This is a genomic window from Sediminibacillus massiliensis, from assembly GCF_900156915.1.
Lineage (GTDB): Bacteria > Bacillota > Bacilli > Bacillales > Amphibacillaceae > Sediminibacillus_A > Sediminibacillus_A massiliensis.
This window is the reverse complement of the sequence record NZ_LT732535.1, coordinates 1,200,233-1,218,502: the sequence shown is the minus strand read 5'-3', so window position 1 is coordinate 1,218,502 and position 18,270 is coordinate 1,200,233. Positions and strand designations below refer to the sequence as shown.

13 protein-coding genes are annotated in these 18,270 nt (G+C 35.4%); 6 read left to right on the top strand and 7 right to left on the bottom strand.

Going from position 1 to position 18,270, the window contains the following annotated elements:
* The first annotated feature begins 119 nt into the window (after window positions 1–119).
* Window positions 120–1,652 carry an arabinosylfuranosidase ArfA gene (arfA, locus tag CZ434_RS06905; RefSeq protein WP_077622447.1) on the top strand — a complete coding sequence of 511 codons (1,533 nt, stop codon included), beginning with the start codon at window positions 120–122 and terminating at the stop codon, window positions 1,650–1,652.
* Between the two features lie 293 nt (window positions 1,653–1,945).
* Here the strand turns inward: arfA and CZ434_RS06900 are convergent, their stop codons facing one another.
* Complete coding sequence (locus CZ434_RS06900; RefSeq protein ID WP_077622446.1) at window positions 1,946–2,380, bottom strand: hypothetical protein; 435 nt, start codon at window positions 2,378–2,380, stop codon at window positions 1,946–1,948.
* Window positions 2,381–2,668: 288 nt separating this feature from the next.
* Window positions 2,669–3,250: a DUF4352 domain-containing protein gene (locus CZ434_RS06895; protein WP_077622445.1), complete on the bottom strand. Its 582-nt coding sequence runs from the start codon at window positions 3,248–3,250 to the stop codon at window positions 2,669–2,671.
* A 314-nt stretch (window positions 3,251–3,564) separates the two neighbouring features.
* On the opposite strand from CZ434_RS06895, the gene CZ434_RS06890 reads away from it, so the two are divergent.
* The 4 genes from CZ434_RS06890 (at window position 3,565) to CZ434_RS06880 (ending at window position 9,508) form a co-directional block, all read left to right on the top strand.
* Entirely contained in the window at window positions 3,565–7,341 is a 3,777-nt protein-coding gene (locus CZ434_RS06890; protein WP_077622444.1) for an AAA domain-containing protein, read from the top strand.
* Window positions 7,342–7,661: 320 nt separating this feature from the next.
* Window positions 7,662–7,835, top strand: a complete 174-nt coding sequence (locus tag CZ434_RS22025; RefSeq protein ID WP_179107199.1) for a hypothetical protein — start codon at window positions 7,662–7,664, stop codon at window positions 7,833–7,835.
* 919 nt (window positions 7,836–8,754) lie between these two features.
* Window positions 8,755–9,258, top strand: coding sequence for an SIR2 family protein (locus CZ434_RS06885; RefSeq protein WP_179107198.1), 504 nt, complete (start codon window positions 8,755–8,757; stop codon window positions 9,256–9,258).
* A 25-nt stretch (window positions 9,259–9,283) separates the two neighbouring features.
* Entirely contained in the window at window positions 9,284–9,508 is a 225-nt protein-coding gene (locus CZ434_RS06880) for a hypothetical protein (protein ID WP_077622442.1), read from the top strand.
* A gap of 110 nt (window positions 9,509–9,618) precedes the next feature.
* Here CZ434_RS06880 and CZ434_RS06875 read toward each other — a convergent pair whose 3' ends face one another.
* From CZ434_RS06875 to dndB, 5 genes are read right to left on the bottom strand one after another with little or no spacing between them, the layout of a single operon-like run.
* A complete protein-coding gene (locus CZ434_RS06875; protein WP_077622441.1) occupies window positions 9,619–10,737 on the bottom strand; it encodes a cysteine desulfurase family protein in 1,119 nt (372 codons plus the stop codon).
* A 6-nt stretch (window positions 10,738–10,743) separates the two neighbouring features.
* Window positions 10,744–11,136: a DNA sulfur modification protein DndE gene (dndE, locus tag CZ434_RS06870; RefSeq protein ID WP_077622440.1), complete on the bottom strand. Its 393-nt coding sequence runs from the start codon at window positions 11,134–11,136 to the stop codon at window positions 10,744–10,746.
* Window positions 11,136–13,121, bottom strand: a complete 1,986-nt coding sequence (dndD, locus tag CZ434_RS06865) for a DNA sulfur modification protein DndD (RefSeq protein WP_077622439.1) — start codon at window positions 13,119–13,121, stop codon at window positions 11,136–11,138. The genes dndE and dndD overlap by 1 nt, the downstream gene beginning before the upstream one ends.
* 24 nt (window positions 13,122–13,145) lie before the next feature.
* On the bottom strand, window positions 13,146–14,711 hold the full coding sequence (dndC, locus tag CZ434_RS06860) for a DNA phosphorothioation system sulfurtransferase DndC (RefSeq protein ID WP_077622438.1): 1,566 nt from the start codon (window positions 14,709–14,711) through the stop codon (window positions 13,146–13,148).
* Complete coding sequence (gene dndB, locus CZ434_RS06855; RefSeq protein WP_077622437.1) at window positions 14,708–15,808, bottom strand: DNA sulfur modification protein DndB; 1,101 nt, start codon at window positions 15,806–15,808, stop codon at window positions 14,708–14,710. Before dndB ends, dndC begins: the two co-directional genes overlap by 4 nt.
* Window positions 15,809–15,991: 183 nt before the next feature.
* On the opposite strand from dndB, the gene dptF reads away from it, so the two are divergent.
* Complete coding sequence (gene dptF, locus CZ434_RS06850) at window positions 15,992–18,268, top strand: DNA phosphorothioation-dependent restriction protein DptF (protein ID WP_425442020.1); 2,277 nt, start codon at window positions 15,992–15,994, stop codon at window positions 18,266–18,268.
* The last annotated feature ends 2 nt before the right edge of the window (window positions 18,269–18,270 follow it).

The window sequence follows — 18,270 nt, the reverse complement described above, 5'->3', positions numbered from 1 at the left end:
GGAAAACGGAGTTATTGGTAATATCGATTATCATAATCTTTAACACTGTTAAAGAAACCGTGCAATTGTGGTTGAACAATTACATATACAACCATTAATTAGTAAGTGTTCAAGAAAGGATGAGGAAATTGGGCGAAGAATTAGTGAAAGCAAAAATGGTGATAGATAAAGATTATGTGATTTCAAAAATAGACAAACGAATTTATGGTTCATTTATCGAACAACTTGGACGCGCGGTTTATGGTGGTATATACGAACCAGATCATCCAAGTGCGGATGAACAGGGATTTAGGCAAGATGTTCTTGATTTAGTAAAAGAATTGCAAGTACCAATTGTTAGATATCCTGGTGGAAACATGGTGTCTGCTTATAATTGGGAAGATGGTATTGGTCCAAAAGAGGACCGCCCCAGAAGATTAGAGTTGGCATGGCGTGTGACGGAAACGAACGAAGTAGGTACCAACGAATTTGTCGATTGGGCAAAGAAAGCAAATGCGGAAGTAATGATGGCTGTTAACTTGGGTACTAGAGGTATTGACGCTGCCAGGAACCTACTGGAATATACGAACCATCCCGGTGGTACTGCTTGGAGTGAGCTAAGAAAACAACATGGATACCAGGAGCCGCATAACATTAAAACATGGTGTCTGGGTAATGAAATGGATGGGTCTTGGCAGATTGGCCAGAAGACAGCGTATGAATATGGCCGTTTGGCAGCAGAAACGGCAAAGGCAATGCGTCAAGTCGACCCGACCATTGAGTTGGTTAGTTGTGGTAGTTCCAGTGCTCATATGCCTACCTTCCCAGAGTGGGAGGCAACAACATTAGATCACACGTATGAATATGTGGATTACATCTCTTTACATCAATATTATGGCAATCCGAATAACGATACAGCCAATTTTTTAGCTAATTCGATGGATATGGAAAACTTTATTCAAACAGTCATTTCGACTTGTGATTATATTAAAGCCAAAAAACGCAGCAAGAAGACTATCAATTTAAGCTTTGATGAATGGAATGTCTGGTTTCATTCCAATGATCAAGATAAGAAGATAGAACCTTGGTCAATAGCACCACCGCAATTAGAAGACGTATATACATTTGAGGATGCTCTTCTAGTGGGAAGCATGTTGAACACTCTTCTTCGCCACTCAGACCGTATAAAAATTGCTGCAATGGCACAATTAGTAAACGTCATTGCTCCGATTATGACAGAGAATGGCGGGCGTGCATGGAAACAAACTATTTTCTACCCATATTATTATACTTCCGTTTATGGTAGAGGGGTAGCACTAAATCCAGTAATAGACTCACCTGAATATGACAGTACCGACTTTACCGATGTTCCTTACTTAGATTCATCAGTCGTATATAATGAAGAAAAAGAGGAAGTTGTTATTTTTGCAACAAACCGTAATTTGCAAAATACATTACAGGTAGAAATTGATGCTCGTTCATTTAATGAATATGAAGTTAAAGAGCATGTCGTATTACACCATGATGATCCGAAGGCAACGAATACATTAGGGAACGAACAAGTTAAACCACATAATAATGGGGAATCCTATATGGACAATGGTAAGGTAGTAGGAATATTGCCAAAGTTGTCATGGAATATGATTCGTTTGACGAAAAGTGGGAAAGAGTAATTTGTAAATTTTGATTGATGTCTTTATGGGCTGACAAATTTTTATCTGCTCTGGATAAGCAAACATACCAATCTATTGTTTATTACAGAGGTATCATATAAAAGTTTCATCTATAATAAAAGCGCCACACAGATAATAATTGTGTGGCGCTTTTTAAGTCATATGAAGCTATGGTTTTGGTGAGAACGGGGAACCATTCTCTAATTGATGGAGCGCGTTAAGAGATACCTTATTAATCATATAGATTTGACCCTTGTTCATAAGGTGAAAGATGGTTGTTATGAATTTGTGCCTTAATAAAGCACGCCAAAGTGGTCGCTTGCGCAAGTATGGCAAGTGTCTTTATCAAAACGATGTTCTAATGCAACTTTTTCATGGCAGAATTGACACTTTTTATATTGTCTCTTTCTAGTGTTAATAGTTTTCATTAGCTTTTCAAGTATAAGTTTTTGTTGTTCTTCTGTACTAATTGATTTTAATGTTTCCCACGTTAAGGAATGTTTCTTATATATACCTGGTACTGGAGAAGGCATATATCCATCCCATTTTGTTGCCTCGAAGCCGAATTCCAACCCTTCATCAGTTGATCGAAGATATACCTCCGGCTCATTTGCAAAACCTTCTATCTTGAAATAATTAAAATAACCGCCCGTAAAAAAATTCTCTTTGTCATTGAAGGAGAAGAGGGAAGAAATCCATTCATTAGCTCTAGCTTGTATTGATTGCATACAGTTCAGTCCTTTTAGAGGTGATTTGTTAATATTATAGCACTCTGGCTTTTATTGATGTTTTTTAGTACAAACTTTTTAAATGGTTTGACTTCATTTGGACAAAACCCCATTGTACACATATTTGGAAATGTTAGAAATAAAGGAAGAGTTTGAAGTCATAATTCTGTGGAGGCTTGTATCGGGTCGAGTGAGAAAGGACACTAGTTAGTTTAGTCAAGGAAGGAAGGAAAATAAGATTCTAGTAAATTTAAAAAAGACGGGGTATTAAATACCCCGCCAATTACCCTAATTTAATTCAATGGTTTCTGTAACACTTCCGAAAATGCCTTCTTGAGCTACTACTGTGAGATCGTCAGCTTCAGCGATTTCCGGAGCTACATCAAACACGACTTTTCCGGTCATTTCAGAACCAGGATTAAGTTGTTCTAAAAAGAAGGAATTTTGAATGGAACCGTCTTCGCCTTGATTTGCAGTCATGCTAGCTGCTGAATCAGCTTCAAACGTTTTGTCGCCTTGTTTTAACTTGAAATACGATCCGTCAACTGTTACTGCTTCATCACCGTTGTTTTTCGCAGTGATATCAAGTACCACATAATTCCCATTTGCTTCTTCTGGAGCTATGCTTGGCCCGACTTGATCTGCAGTTGTTTTTTCATTAATAGTGTATGTCATTGCCCCTACTTCTACAGTATCACCGATAGAATACGTAGTCTCTTGTTCCTCTGAGCTACCCTCTGAATTAGAAGATTCCTCCGTGTTTTCCTCATTGTTTGATGACGAGTCGTCCCCACCTAAAGAAGCAACTACAATACCAAGAACTATAAGTGCAATGATGCCGAGACATCCGATTTTAAAGAACTTCTTCATATAAATGAAACCTCCCTGTAATATATTTGTAAAAAAATGCAATTTCCATATTAATGGAAAATTCGTTTTTCCGCAATAGGTTTTTTAAAAAAATTGATAATCGACCTTTTATCCACTACTGTTCCTTAGTGGATTTTTTGTTTCTCAGAAAATATTAAGAACTTTAGCCGAAAGCACCACTATAAAAACGAAAGAAAAAGTGACAAATTTTATTAGAATTTAATCAATTGTCTTTTAATGTCAAAATATGGTGGTTATAATTTAATTAACTACAATAAATATCTTAATAGGTATTGCATAACTAGGTGATAAATATGAAACAAAAAATGATTTTTTTAAAAGACCGATTGAACGATTTGAGCCGGAGAAACAGATCAATAAGAATGTTGAAGAAGTATGATAAGTGGTCGTTTGATCTAAACGCTGTAAAGCAGTTAGAAAAAGATCCACAGACAATCTTAGAAAACCTCCTAGTGAAGAAAACAAAAGTAACGCTGCTTAAGCAGAATGTTAACAATAAGGAGTCTTTAAATCTGTCTGGTAAGTTAACGACTCTTTTTCGGAATCTGAAGTCGATTGAAGAAGAAACGGGAATGTATGATTTGTTTATCGGTTATCCATTTATTAGTGGCTCTATGTTGGACGGAACTTATGTAAGAGCACCATTGTTTTTATACCCGGTGAAATTGGAGAGAGTCAAGACACATGGAACAGAATGGGTGGTTAAGCCACTTGAAGATGCAGAACCCATGTTGAATCGCTCTGTTTTTTTAGCAATGCAGAAAATGAGCGACCTTCATGTTCCCGATGAAATATATGAGGAAGCGGAAGAAAAAGCGGCTAATTTAAATCTGTCAGACCATGTGACTTGGCTTAATAAGTATTCTTTGGATATTAGTCAAGCCGACGGTCAAGGAATACAAGCATTTCTTGACTATAAAAAAGACACCATTCCCGAATTTGAAAAAGGTGAATTCCAACTTGACAACCTTGCCATCCTTGGCCATTTTCCCCAAGGGAATTCAGCGCTTCTTAAAGATTACGAAGATTTTATTCAACAATTAGAAGAAGAGGACGCGGATTTAGGCCTTGCTGGCGAAGTTATTAATGTAGAAGATTTAGATTTTTCTGAGGTAGTAGACAACCTTTCCCCTGGTGAGCAGTCATCGGGCCAGCCATCCAAAAAAGCAGAAAAAGAAAAGTTCTTTGTGCTTGATACAGATGCTTCCCAAGAAGAGATTATTGAATCAATGGAAACAACCAAAGGGCTGGTCATTCACGGACCACCAGGTACTGGTAAGTCACAAGTTATCGTAAACATCATTGCTGACGCTATTGCCCAACAGAAAAAAGTTTTGCTGGTTTGCCAAAAACGAGCGGCGCTTGATGTCGTCTATCAGCGTCTGGATGGACTGGGTCTTTCTCCCAATGTCAGTTTGCTGCATGACGAAAAAACGGACAGAAAAGCATTGTATCAGAAGTTAAATACAAGACTCACCATAGACGAATATTCGGAGAGTCTTGAATCGGAATTTGAGCAGCTTTCAAACAAGATTGCCAAATGTGAAGAAGAGTTGGATGCCATTGCTAAAGGGCTATATGAAGTTCAGCCTCATGGTTTTCGGGCTTTTGACTTGTACAGCAGAGGCGAACCTATGACAGAGCAGGAAGTTATTCTTAAGTTGGAAAACGTCATGAATGATTTAAACAAAGACAACTTAGACGATGTTTTGGCAACTATTTTCTCTTATGGCGATAACTATAAACGATTTGGCAAAGACGATTATCCGTTAAAAGAGCGAAAGCCTTTTTCAACCTTGGAAATCAAAGACAGGCTGACAATTGTGGAAGTATTAAAAAAGGCAACAGAGCAAGCCAAACAGAGCGTGGAATTTTTGGAGCATTTTGATCGGGAAGATATTACTCCGGAATACAGTTGGGAAGTCGGCGACAAATTAGAAAAAATTTACGAAGACCTTAATCCTGAGGAAAAGAAGACACTACAGAAACTGCGTCTTTGGTGGTGGACTTCATTTGCAGGAAAAACAATTGTAGAAGAGTTGTCGGAAGGGGACAAATTTAAAGGATTGTCTTCCAAAGAATGGCCGAAACTGCGTGAAAGTTTAAAGATTCTTTATGATCTTTCCCAAGTCTCCGATAAAATGTCTAAGGAAGTAAAACAACTATCTGCTTATTTTACAGATGATAAAGTGAACCGTTACTATGAACAAATAGCAAAAGGTGATATCCCGTTATCAGAACTTCAAAAGCAGCAAGAGTATGTCATTCAGGATTTTGAAGACTTACGACATATGGATCGCATTTACGATGAGAGCCTTCCTTTTATTAAAACAATCATTGATGAATTAAAGGGTAAGAGTGAAGAGCATAGCCAATTGACTGATCAATGGGTCGACATTGTCGAACAGTCAGCCTATATTCACTGGATTGATGAAATTGAAAGGAAGCATCGTGTGCTGACAAAAGTAGGTACGGAAGAGTTTGAAAAATTAAGGGAAAACTTTAAGGAATTACTAGAGAAGAAAAAAGCACTTTCAGCAAAAGTATTGAAAAATCGGTTGTTGAAAACACTGAATGAAGTAAAGAACCAAAACGGCAAAGCAATCAAAGGTATCGCTCACCAGACGGGTAAAAAAAGGCAGGTTTGGCCGGTACGTAAACTTGTCCAAATGTACTCCTTGGAAGGGTTGCTTGATGTTATGCCGGTATGGCTTGTTTCTCCGGAAACAGCTTCTGCCATTTTTCCGTTAGAAAAAGAGCTGTTTGATATTGTTATCTTTGATGAAGCTTCCCAGTGTACGATTGAAAACGGAATTCCGGCTATTTACAGAGGTTCGCAAGTTATAGTGGCTGGGGATGAAAAGCAATTACCACCTTCTAGTTTGTTTAAGGGTGGTTTAGAAGCGGATGAAGACGAAGAGGATGAAAATAACCTCCAGGAATCGGAGAGCTTGCTGAACCTGGCGAAACGGGTCTTCCCAAGCAAAATGCTGCAGTGGCATTACCGTTCCAAATCAGAAGAACTGATCAATTTTTCTAACCATGCTTTCTATAATGCTAATATGCAGATTGCGCCAAATGTTGAACACTTAAAAGAGCCTTCTTCACTACAGTGGCACAAGGTGGATGGTAGATGGCTTAACCAGTGCAATGTAATAGAAGCAAAAGAGGTTGTAAACTTACTAAAAGAGCTGCTGATAAAGAATCCAAATAAATCTGTCGGAATCATTACATTTAACGCCAAACAACAGGACAAAATTATCGATTATATCGATGACTTAGCTGAAAATGACGAAGAATTTAATGTGGTTTATCAACAGATGATGAGTAAGGACATGGATGAACGGATTTTTGTTAAAAACATCGAGAACGTGCAGGGAGATGAGCGGGACATCATTCTATTCTCGATTGGATATGCCAAAAATAAAGAAGGACGTGTGTATAGTCGTTTCGGCACGCTGGGCCAGCGAGGAGGAGAAAACCGCTTGAACGTTGCGGTCACGCGAGCTAAAGAGGAAATTCACCTTGTTTCAAGTATTGAACCTCATGAGTTGAATGTAGCAGGAACCAAGAATGACGGTCCAAAATTTTTAAAAAGTTACATGGAGTATGCTTTGGCTGTCTCAAACATACAAAAAGAAACAGCAGAATCTGTTCTAACCAATTTGAACGAGGAAATCAACACGAAGCGGCAAGATCAAGAGTTGAGTTTCGATTCTCCTTTTGAAACACAGGTTTATGAACAATTAACCAATATTGGTTATACAGTAGACACGCAAGTCGGTATGTCCGGTTATAGGATAGACCTTGCTATTGTTCATCCGAAAGATCCGGAAAAATATATTCTTGGAGTAGAATGTGACGGAGCAATGTATCACAGTGCCCCATCAGCCAGGGAAAGGGATATATACAGACAAAGGTTTCTGGAAGGAAGAGGATGGAAGATTGCCCGTATTTGGAGCAGAAACTGGTGGAAAAATCCGAGTACTGAACTTGAAAAGATTGATCAATTGATCAGGGGATTGGTTGACGAAGATAAAGTAAAAGAAAAGGTGAAACAAAGGGCCTAAAGACAAGGATGGTGTGCTCTCTGTAGAATTATTCTATAGTAGGGTTTCCAATAACAATTAATACTAAATAAATTAGAGCACCTACCAAGGTGTTCTTTTCTTTTTATTTTATGGGAAAATATAGAAGATAGGGAGGTGTACGACTTTTTTTCTTTCTGCTTATATCATGGATACTTAAAAAAGAGAAAAGAAAAACTATAATTCCATGGCTAGAGCGGCCAAAAGAATTAAATTAAATCCTCCTTCCTTTCCATCTTAAATCAATTATTTCCTTCCTCAATTCCAGTCTCTTCTATCCACGTAAGGATAATCTTACACTTATGACAGAAGTTCTACCTTACTACTGTATCAAAGAAAGCACAATGGCATTACTTTCTTCCTCGGGTTATGGACAGGCTAAGAGAGCAGTATGGGAAGAACCTTCTGAAAATAATTTTCCATCAAAGGAAGAGGTTAATATTGTCGAGTTGTTAAGAAAGTTTATCGGGGGCTGAGGGTTAGAGTTTAAATATTTCTACTATAACTTAATATTTCTTGAAGGATATGCTTGTGAAAATAGAGAATAAGAATTGTTGAAGGAGGAAAGAACACATTTAAGTAATAGTAGTATAAGTTGAGGTATATATTGTTTTCAAGCTAATCGAAACTAATTCAAAAAAAGGTGAGAAAATGGATACAAGAAAAATATTTGAAGAGTTATTATCAGTCAACAATTAAAGAAGGTCTTACATGTTGGCCGAAACATTAATCTTAAATTTATTAGCATTACATATTAAGAGCTTAAACAAACCTTTTTTTGCTAATTACCGTGGTTTTAAAGGACGTTAATTAGATGGATACGCTCCCGAGGGTTTTGGTGTTTTTAAGAAAAGTACAAGTGTTGAAATTAAACTCCTCAAGAGCAAAAAGTACCTTATTAAACGTCTATCAAACAACATAGAAATAACTAGTAAGAAGTTTCTGGAGTTATCGAAAACTATACAAAACTTCATTTTAATTATTCCAATAGATTTAACAAAAGGGGAAAAGGAAGAACTCAAGGAGCTTTACTTCCAAAACTTAAGAGTTAATGTATTTGTCTGGGATATTTATGACATTGATAAAATATTTATTAAATACCCTGAAGAAGTAGAAAGGGCTTATGAAAATATATCAGATCTATTATTTTCTACAACAATATTAAAAAGTGTTAATGAGGAAACTAAAGACGATTGGAGATCAAAACGTTAGGAATATATTCAAGAACTCAGAGCAAACTATTATTCGGATAAATCAGTTCTATTTGTTGGAGCGGGAATCTCAAGAGATGCAAAGATACCAACATGGGAAAAGTTAATTACAAGTTTACTTGTATCGCTAATTAGTAACAAATTAAGTGAGTTTGATATTAAGTTAAGTGAAGATGATAAAAATTTGATTCTTAACCATTTAAAACAAAATAATGGGAGTTCTCCTTTATTATTGGCTAGGTATATTAGAAAAGGCTTGAAAAATGGTTTTACAAATACCTTATCAAACATTTTGTATAGTAATTGTACTAATGAATCAGAGATTTTAACGGAAATAACTCAGTTATGTCTTCCTGTAAGAAGTGGAGTGGGGATACAGGGGGTTGTTAATTATAATTTTGATGATCTACTGGAACTTTATTTTAGTAAATACAGAATAAAACATAGAACAGTTTATAGAGAAGCAGATATACCATCAAATGACGAATTAGGCATATTTCACGTACATGGATTCTTGCCTAGAAATCTTGATGAATATGAAGATCTTTTTAAGAGTTTATTGGTATTTTCTGAGGAAGGATATCATAAATTGATGCTTGCCCCCTATAATTGGGCTAATCTAATACAATTAAACTACTTAAGAGAATATACTTGTTTATTTATAGGTCTGTCAATGTTCAGATCCTAATCTGCGAAGATTGCTTGATATTGCGATGAGAAAACAAGAAGGTGAAGTTTGTAAACATTTTGTAATATTAAAAAGAGAATCATTATTAAATAATGAAGATATTGATAAAGTAAACGCCATAAGTATTGAAAAATTTGACATTGCTAACCAGCAATTACAGGAAGAGTACTTTAAAGAGCTTGGATTAAATATTATATGGATTGATGATTATAATGAAATACCAGAAATTTTAAAGAGGCTAAAAGTGTGACTCAAGAGAATAGCTATAATATTATTCCTGAGTTCCGTGGAGTCAATTAATAATCAATACAAATAAAAAATAGACCTAACAAATTGGTTAAGTCTATTTTTAAATTCAATTCAAAGTTCATCAAGTATTCCAAGTTCCTTAATAGACGTATAAGGAGACAACGAAAAGCGAACTGATTCTCTTACGCTCTTTATGTCTAGTCCAATAGCCTGTAACACATAAGAGGGCTTTGTACTACTACAACTAGATCCTGTAGATGCTGCAATAATAGGTGATAACTTCTTTAGTAAGATTTCATTATTTAATCCAATAAAACGCACATTTACAATGCCAGGAATCTTATTCTTATCATCCGAATTAAAAGAGATATTATCTTTAAACTTGCTGGCTAATGTATTTTTAAGGATTTGCTCGAGCTCTTCTAAATGAGCATGATTGCCTACTAGCTTTTCTTCCGCAATTCTTGCAGCCTCACCAAAACCAACGATATTATGAACCGAGTATGTTCCGCTTCTAATATTCTTTTCTTGACCACCGCCATGTAGGAGGGGAGTAAGTGAAATTAACTTACCATATTGATCACTTCTAATTAAAACGGCGCCAACTCCTTTAGGACCGTGCATTTTATGTGCCGAACAAGATAAGAAGCTGACCCCGGGAAAGCTATCCCAATCTATTTCTATTTTTCCTGCAACCTGAGTAGCATCTGTATGGAAAAAGACGTTATTTTCTTTACATATATTAGAAAGTGTTTCAATATCATTTAACGAACCAAGTTCATTATTGCCCCAAATAATACTAACCAAAATGGTATTCGAAGTGATTGCTTGAGATAATTCTTCTGGATTGACTCTTCCATACTGGTCTACATCTAGGTAAGTGACCTCATAACCCTTTGTTTCAAGATATTCACATACGTCTAAAACAGCCTTATGTTCTGTTTTAGATGTGATAATATGATTACCTTTATCGGAGTAACGGTCTGCCACACCTTTTAAGACCATGTTATTACTTTCCGTTGCACCGCTAGTAAATATGACTTCAATTTCTTTCGAGTTAAAGAGTTTGGATACGTGAGTTCTAGCTTCATTGATGGCAGCATCCGCAGTTTCTGCCAAGCTGTAATACTTTCCTGATGGATTGCCGAACTCAGTTGTTAGATAAGTCAACATTTTATCTTTTACTTCTGGAAGGATAGAAGTTGTTGCACTGTTATCAAGATAGAGCACTTTTAATTAAACCTCCTTGAGGTGACCTTGGGCTAGAGTGATAAGATTATTAAGCAGCTTATCATAGTTCCTTGCATGCTGATATTCATTATCAAGAAGTTTTACTCCTCTAGTTAAGTGTGCATTGAACAGTTGAGGGAAGTATTCTTCTTCTGATATTTCTTCGTTCGCATGTTGAATGATTAACGATTTATAGAAATAATCTTGATCCCCTGTTAGGGTATTACGGTTAAACTCCAGTCCATTACTGTCAGTTTGCACTTCATCGGGTGAACTGGGTTCTAAAACAGAAAGTGAAATAGCAATTCGAGCTAATAGATTTGGTGTTAGACCAGTTGAACTTTGAAGCTTTTTTAATACTTCGCCTGTACTTGCAGTTGTTTTAAGACGAAAATTCATTAACTATTCACCTTCTTTGATGCAATATGAAAGAAATGAGGTTCTATATGTGTTCGTTTGTTTATAGTGTCATAATTAAGCGTGTATTTATTAGCAATGAAATTGGAGAGTGAATTATATAATTGCTCATCAATTTCTGAATCGGTGGAAAGTATGATCGTTTGCACTCCAAATTTTGGTATAAGCTTGGAAACGATCGAACTTTTATGTTCTCTATCTAAACGACCTAATAATGTATCAAGGATAAATGGAAGTTCCTTTTTGGAAGCAGCAATGGTACCCCAAATTACCGATAAAACAAGTAATTCTTTTTCACCAGCCGATAAGATATCCTTATTTATTTCTTCATTGTTTGAATCAAGAATTCTTAACTTAAAGTCCTTAGGATTAATTTGTATTTGATTAATAAATTCCTTTTTCCTCAATAGGTCTTTAAACATTTTTGAAGAAAAATATTCTACGTCTTTTACTTTATTTCTTAGCTGTTTTTCTTGAAATCTTTTACTGATATTAATAATTTTTTGTGACTCATCAAAGGAAGACTTAGTCTTTTGAATATCGAAGAGGCTATGCTTTACGCGTTCATACTTATTATTTAAGGTATTAATGTCTTCTTGATGCTCATGTTTTTGATTAGCGAGTAAAGATAGTTCGTTCTCAAGCTCTGCAATTTCTTTATTGTACTCTTCCATTTTGATAATCATATTTTCGAATTCAGGGGAAGCATCGTTATCTTTTAACTGCTTTTTCAAGCGCTGTATTTTATATAATAATTCTTTGTTCTCGCTTATCAAGTTACCAAAAGTGTTCAATTTATCGACATTAGTAGTAGATAATAGTGAATACACCTGTTGAGCTTCTGTCTTGGAAGCATTATGAATGATGGATACTTGTTGAACAGTTGCTAACCGATTGGTCAAATCAGACTTAAGTGCTTCTCTTTTAGAATCATTGCTCTCAATACCTAAGTTTTTAATAATATCATCCATTGGTAAGTTATTAATTTTGTCTACAAGTATATTAGAAACATGAAAATCTTCCTCACTTTTTAACTGTTCTACTAATTGAACAAGCCTTGGTAGGGCGATGAAAAATGGAAGATCTTTAGCGATGAAATCCTTTATTTGTTCGCCAATGTGTTTTCTTTGTCCTTCTACAGAGTTGATTTCCTGTTGTACCTTTTCTCGCTCTTCCATGGCAAGACCGCCATGCAAAGCAAAATCATTTTTCACAGATTTATAACGATCGTTCATAGATTCTAAGGCCATATGTTTATCATTAATCAGCTGATCAACTTGGCTAAGATTATCGATTTTTTGTTTTATTTCATCAGATAGTAAATTTCTTTCTTCTTCAAGTTTAGCTTCTTCTTTGGAACGTGAACTTTGAGAAACATAACTTGTTAAATCCTGTTCCAGACTTTGAAATAAATCAAGGTTAAAGATCTTAGTAGAGAGTTCCTGTAGGTAGTTTGACAAATTGTCTTCACTTGTAAGTTGTGTAATTTCTTCGCCATCAAATAGGCACAACTCTAGCAATGAAGGAGGAAAACTAGTTCTAAGATCTTCAAAGAAGAGGTCCTTTTTCACTTCATCTAAATGAACTTTTTCTCTAATCACAGCTACTTTTTCCTTGATACCTTTAGGAGCAGGAAGCCAACTTCGGATGATAGATATGTTTACACGCTTAAAATTTTCCACCATAGAAAAATCTAATTGGACGTTAAAGTTACCTTCATTTTTCTTCAGTGCCTTACTATTGAGTAAGGCACTGATTTTCTTCATATAATCATTTGATTCTGTTTTAAATCCATAAGCTAATGGACCATATAATGCAAGTCTTACACTTGTTAAAAGAGTTGTTTTTCCTGCTCCGTTGTTACCTCCTATTAATGTGCAATTTTTGCCATCACTAGAGGTGAAAGTGAATTCATTAACTCCTTCATATGGACCTATATTGTTAAGGGCAATTTTTTTAAAAAGCATAATCTAGTATCCTTTCCTTAGAGACTACAAGTGTAAGTAATCTTGTTTAAGTACAGATCCAAGTTGATCCATTAAGCCTCTTCTAACTTTTAATCCTGTATATTCTTTTTCAACTAAAAGCAGTTTTTTGACTGTTTTAAAGTCTAGACCTTCCTCTTTACACATCATTTCAAGCTGAGTAAGTTCATCTTGACTAAATAAAAGTCTTTCATCTTTCTCAAAGTTAAGGCTATGCTCCATAATTTCGGAGTATAGAGAAGGTAAGCTGTCTTCAAAGTCACCATCATTAAACCAATGCTTACGTATTTCTTTTAACTCACTTTCCTGAATTAATTCGTAACTTTCGTCAGATGGGTGCTGTAGCCCTTTTTGCACTTCAAGTAGTCTACGTAAAATTTCTCTTCTTGCTTCTAAAGTAAACGGCCCAAGACCTAATCTACACAAGTTACCATTCTCGTCTTTAATAAGAATATTAGGATCATCGGACGTAGATAAGTCTATATTATTATCTTTTAAGTATTGTTTTAATTCATTTCTTTCAAGGATTTCAAATTCACTTAACAAAATCTCTTGCTTTAGCCTGCTACCTTTTTTAGGTATTAACACGAATTGTTCGTCATTTTTTTGTTTTATTTGCACAGGATTAAAATAAATCTGTCCACCCATTCGGTACTTCATTCTTTTCGTGCGATCATCGCGAATCGAAGTTAGCCAATTACGAAAATCTAATAGAGGGCGCATCCAGTCATGACCGTTGTTAATAAAACCTGTTAAAGCTTTATCTTCGTTTACAACAGTACAAACCCAGCAGCCAAATCGGGAATTACCACATGATCCAGCAGATTCTTTTACTGTCTGGTCAACTACTAAAGGGCACTCACCGCTGCTTGAGTCACTGTAAAGCCTGTATAGCTCATAATTATCGTCACCCCATGGAGATTCTACACTTAGAAGATAATCCCAAACATCATCCAAATCAAAGCCTTTAATGGGTGCATATACATAAGCGTTGGAAAGAGTTGAGTGTCGCATCAGTACTCTTCCGTCAACTGAATGTGATTTTATAACGTTAGCTCGAGTAGAGCTTTCTTTTTCCCTTACTCCAAGCACCATAATTACTTCACCGAACGAATTTACCTTTTCGGTAATGAATTGGTTTGCAGGATCAATTTTCAAACGATCTGTACACCATCTGAATTGCTGGTTAGGAGAGGGATAACCTTTCCCAATAATATTAACCCAGAAGGATTGTTCAACCATTGGCTGAACCTTATGGGTTTCTATTGGTAGATTTAACTCAACAGCTTTTTCTTCTATTCTTCGCAATGTAGTATTGATGGATTGAATAATTAAAGGTGTTTCTACTAACGTATCCGATGATATGACATACACTTTTTTGGTGAGTAAGTCTGGGTCAAGTTCTGATAACGCATCAAATACCAGTTGAACTACAACAGTAGAATCTTTTCCACCACTGTATCCAAGTACCCATGGACGTTCGTCATTTAGGTAAACTTCTTTGATTTCTTCCTTTGCTTGATCAACAAGATTTGATTTTTCTTCAAATAGGTTTGAGATTATTCCGCTCATTTTGATGTTCCTTTCGTAAAGTCTTCCTCTAAGGTGGCTTCTTGCTTCGTTAAAGGAAGATTAAGCAATTTTTTGATTTGTATAGCTGTTAATTTAATCGTGTTCGTGTTCTTTTGTACTCGTCCATTTTTACTTATCGCTCTTCCTTCCCATAAAGCAGCATTTGAACGGGACCAATCGATATCTTTTAATCTTTCAACATAGTCTTGCCAATCGGTAGAATGATACTTTCGTAAATAATGTCCAACAATACCTATTGCTTCTAAAAATACACCGTGTCCAACTATATAATTTATTCGAAGTTCTTTTGGTGTTAACTCTTTGTTAATGACATGTTCCCATTCTGAGATGGAAGAGGTTAATATCTCCCAAAACTCAGTAACGTACTGTTCATCTTCGATAGTGATGGAATCTCCTTTAGAAATACCTAATAACCTTAAGTTTGTATTGAATATGTGATTTAAGGCTACAATTTTAGGTGAGTTTTTTGAAAGGGAGACTCTTTCTTTATCCGTGTATCTTTTAAGAAAAGGGATTGTGTCGGCAATTGTTTTTGTGCAAATAGCTAGTCTATCACGATGATCATATAAAATACCAATTGATGATGTCGTATTGACAGCGTGTCGATTTAAATCGGAAAAGATCTGTTGGGAATTTTTTAATCCTTTATCCATAAAAAACACAACAGAAATTGTTTCACTACCTAATTCAGGATTAATTCTCAATGCTTCTTCAATTGCTGCCCTGCGGTGTTGACCGTCGTTAATTAGAAATCTAGCATCTAGTGAAATGGTTAGCATTCCGGTTTCTCTAAAGGACGGTTCGTTTGAAATAGGGGCAAATTCTACCTCGCCATCAACCGACGCCGTTAGAGAAGAGAATACATAGTCATTAGGATTATCTATAATATAATTGGTAATTTCAGGAATTCTAACTTTGTTCAAAATCCTTTGTGCTCTATACTCTGGCGGAATTTCATCTTCGTCAAAAAGAAAGATCTTTGGTATAACTCGTAAAGGACACATTGCAATATAATATTCCTTTCCAGCTTGGACTCCTCGTATTGCAGGGAAATTATAACTGAACCCTAATTCCATAAGCAACCCCCTAAATTACGTGCGTAATAAGTTAGTTTAATTATAAACATTTTCTTTTAATAGTGCAATAAAGTTGCGAACATTTATTCTGTTTTGGGAAAAATTAGTGTTTTGAGAATGCTGAAATGAGTAATCTTATTGTGTTAAAATGAAGAGAACAATATGACTTCGGAGTTGATGAGTTTGAGTAAGTTTATTGATTTTTTGGAGGAAATGAATACACCAGCGGTTCAGTATGCCATGGAAATGGAAAAGATTATTTTTCATGATCCAAGTAGTGCTATCGTTAAGGCAAGGAAGTTTGCTGAAGTAATTGTGAATGAAGTTTTTATAAAAGAAAACTTAGAAGTACCGTATACATCGTTTTATGAGAAAACTTCTTATTTAACTAGAGAGGATTACATAAACAGAAGAGATATACAAAAATCATTTGATACGATACGACTCATAGGCAATAAAGCTGCACATCCAGGTGAATATAATGATTTAGCGGATGCATATAAGCTGCATAGAGAATTATACAATATTACCGTATGGTTTTATGAAGTGTATATTGTAGAGCAAATTAAAGTTCCTCCATATGAAACACCACAGCCACCGAAACAAAATAACGTTGAGGAAATAATCCAAAAGAAGTTAGCGGAGTTATTAGGCAAAGACGGATTTGAGGCTTATACAAAACAGAGTGAAGTAGAAGAGGATGACAATGAAGACCCTCAGGAAGAGGATTCAGAAACACAACCCATCCTTCAAAAAAATCTTGATGATGGGGAAAGCTACCTTTCAAGAGAGGTTCAACGATTAAAGGACTCTTCACAGGAAGCTATAGAAAATGCCAACCAGTTTAGTCGGTTTAAAAATTATTTGCATGTGGATCGTAAGGTTCAGAAAGACCTGGAAGAAGTTTTAGCAAAGAATAACCAAAAAGAACAGGGAAGTCTTATCTTACTATGTGGAAACGTAGGGGATGGTAAATCCCACTTATTGGCTTATTTAAAAGAGAATAAACCAGAATTAATTGAGAACTATACAATATTTAATGATGCTACAGAAAGCTTCTCACCAAACAAGGATGCAATGGAAACCCTATCAGAAATCCTAAATGGATTCTCTGATCAAAATTTCGGATTTTCTAATGATAATGTTATTTTAGCTATCAACATGGGTGTTCTGCATAATTTTATCACAACTGAACATGAACATTATACCTACAATTTGTTAAAAGAATTTATTGATGACAGTAAATTATTTACTCAGGATATAACAGCCCACTTTAGTAGTGACAACTTTGATTTGATAAGCTTTGGCGATTATCATTCGTATGAATTAACATCAAAGGGGCCTATATCTAGCTTTTATTCTTCTCTGTTAGAAAGGATAACAATGGAAACGAATGACAATCCTTTCCACCTAGCTTATAGGGAAGATGAAACGAGCGGGATCCATACGATGGTTCATGAAAATTATAAAATGCTTCAAAACCAAAGAGTACAAGAAAGTATTATTCAATTAGTGGTGCAAGCTATTGTCAAGAAAAAACTGGTTATATCTGCGAGAGCATTCTTGAATTTTATAGCTGATATACTTATACCGGATGAAATTAGCAAGTTTAAAATGTTATCTGAATTTGAGGTGTTAGAACAATCGCTTCCTAACTTGCTATTTAATCGTAAAGAACGCTCTGAAATTCTTAATGCCATTAGTGATTTAGACCCGCTACATTGCCGTTCTGTCCATATAGACCAATTAGTTATTGATTTAAACACATTAAGTAATTGGGATTCAATTATTTCAGAGAATATTAAAGATGATACTCCAATTAAATGGCTTAACTCATTTGTGACAAAAGAGGCACTAATGGGTTATACCTTCAACTTGTTTTTTGAATCCTTTATAAGAAATACTTATCTAACAAATGAAAAATTTGCTGATAATATCGCTGACACAAGCTACACGGAATATTTGAAAAATCTTTTTGCTTTCAACAAAGGTGAAATGCAGGAAGTTAAACGTTTTTATGAAGAATTCAAGTCAGCCATATTTAAATGGAAAGGTTCACCTAAGAAGGACTATGTGTATTTAAACAAACCCTCTGAAAAGTATAGATTGGCGCAAAGGATTAATTTGAGACCAACTATTGACCATTTGGAACCAAGAAGAGACGAAGTTTTGGAATCCTTTAAATCAACTATACTTATAGGGTATCGTGATGCTGATAATCAGAAAAAGATTTATTTAGATATTGATTACCCATTGTACAGCCTATTAACCAAAGTTCGAGAAGGTTACAGGCCAAACAAAAAAGATGAAGAGGATGCCATTAAGTTCGTAGAATTTATTGATAAGTTGATGGCTTTCGGGGAGAAAAAGGAAGAAATGCAAGTCTTCTTTAAAGCCGATCAGCGTTTTTATTCTATAAGCAAAGATGATTTTGGTTCCTTTGTATTTGAAAGGGAGTAAGT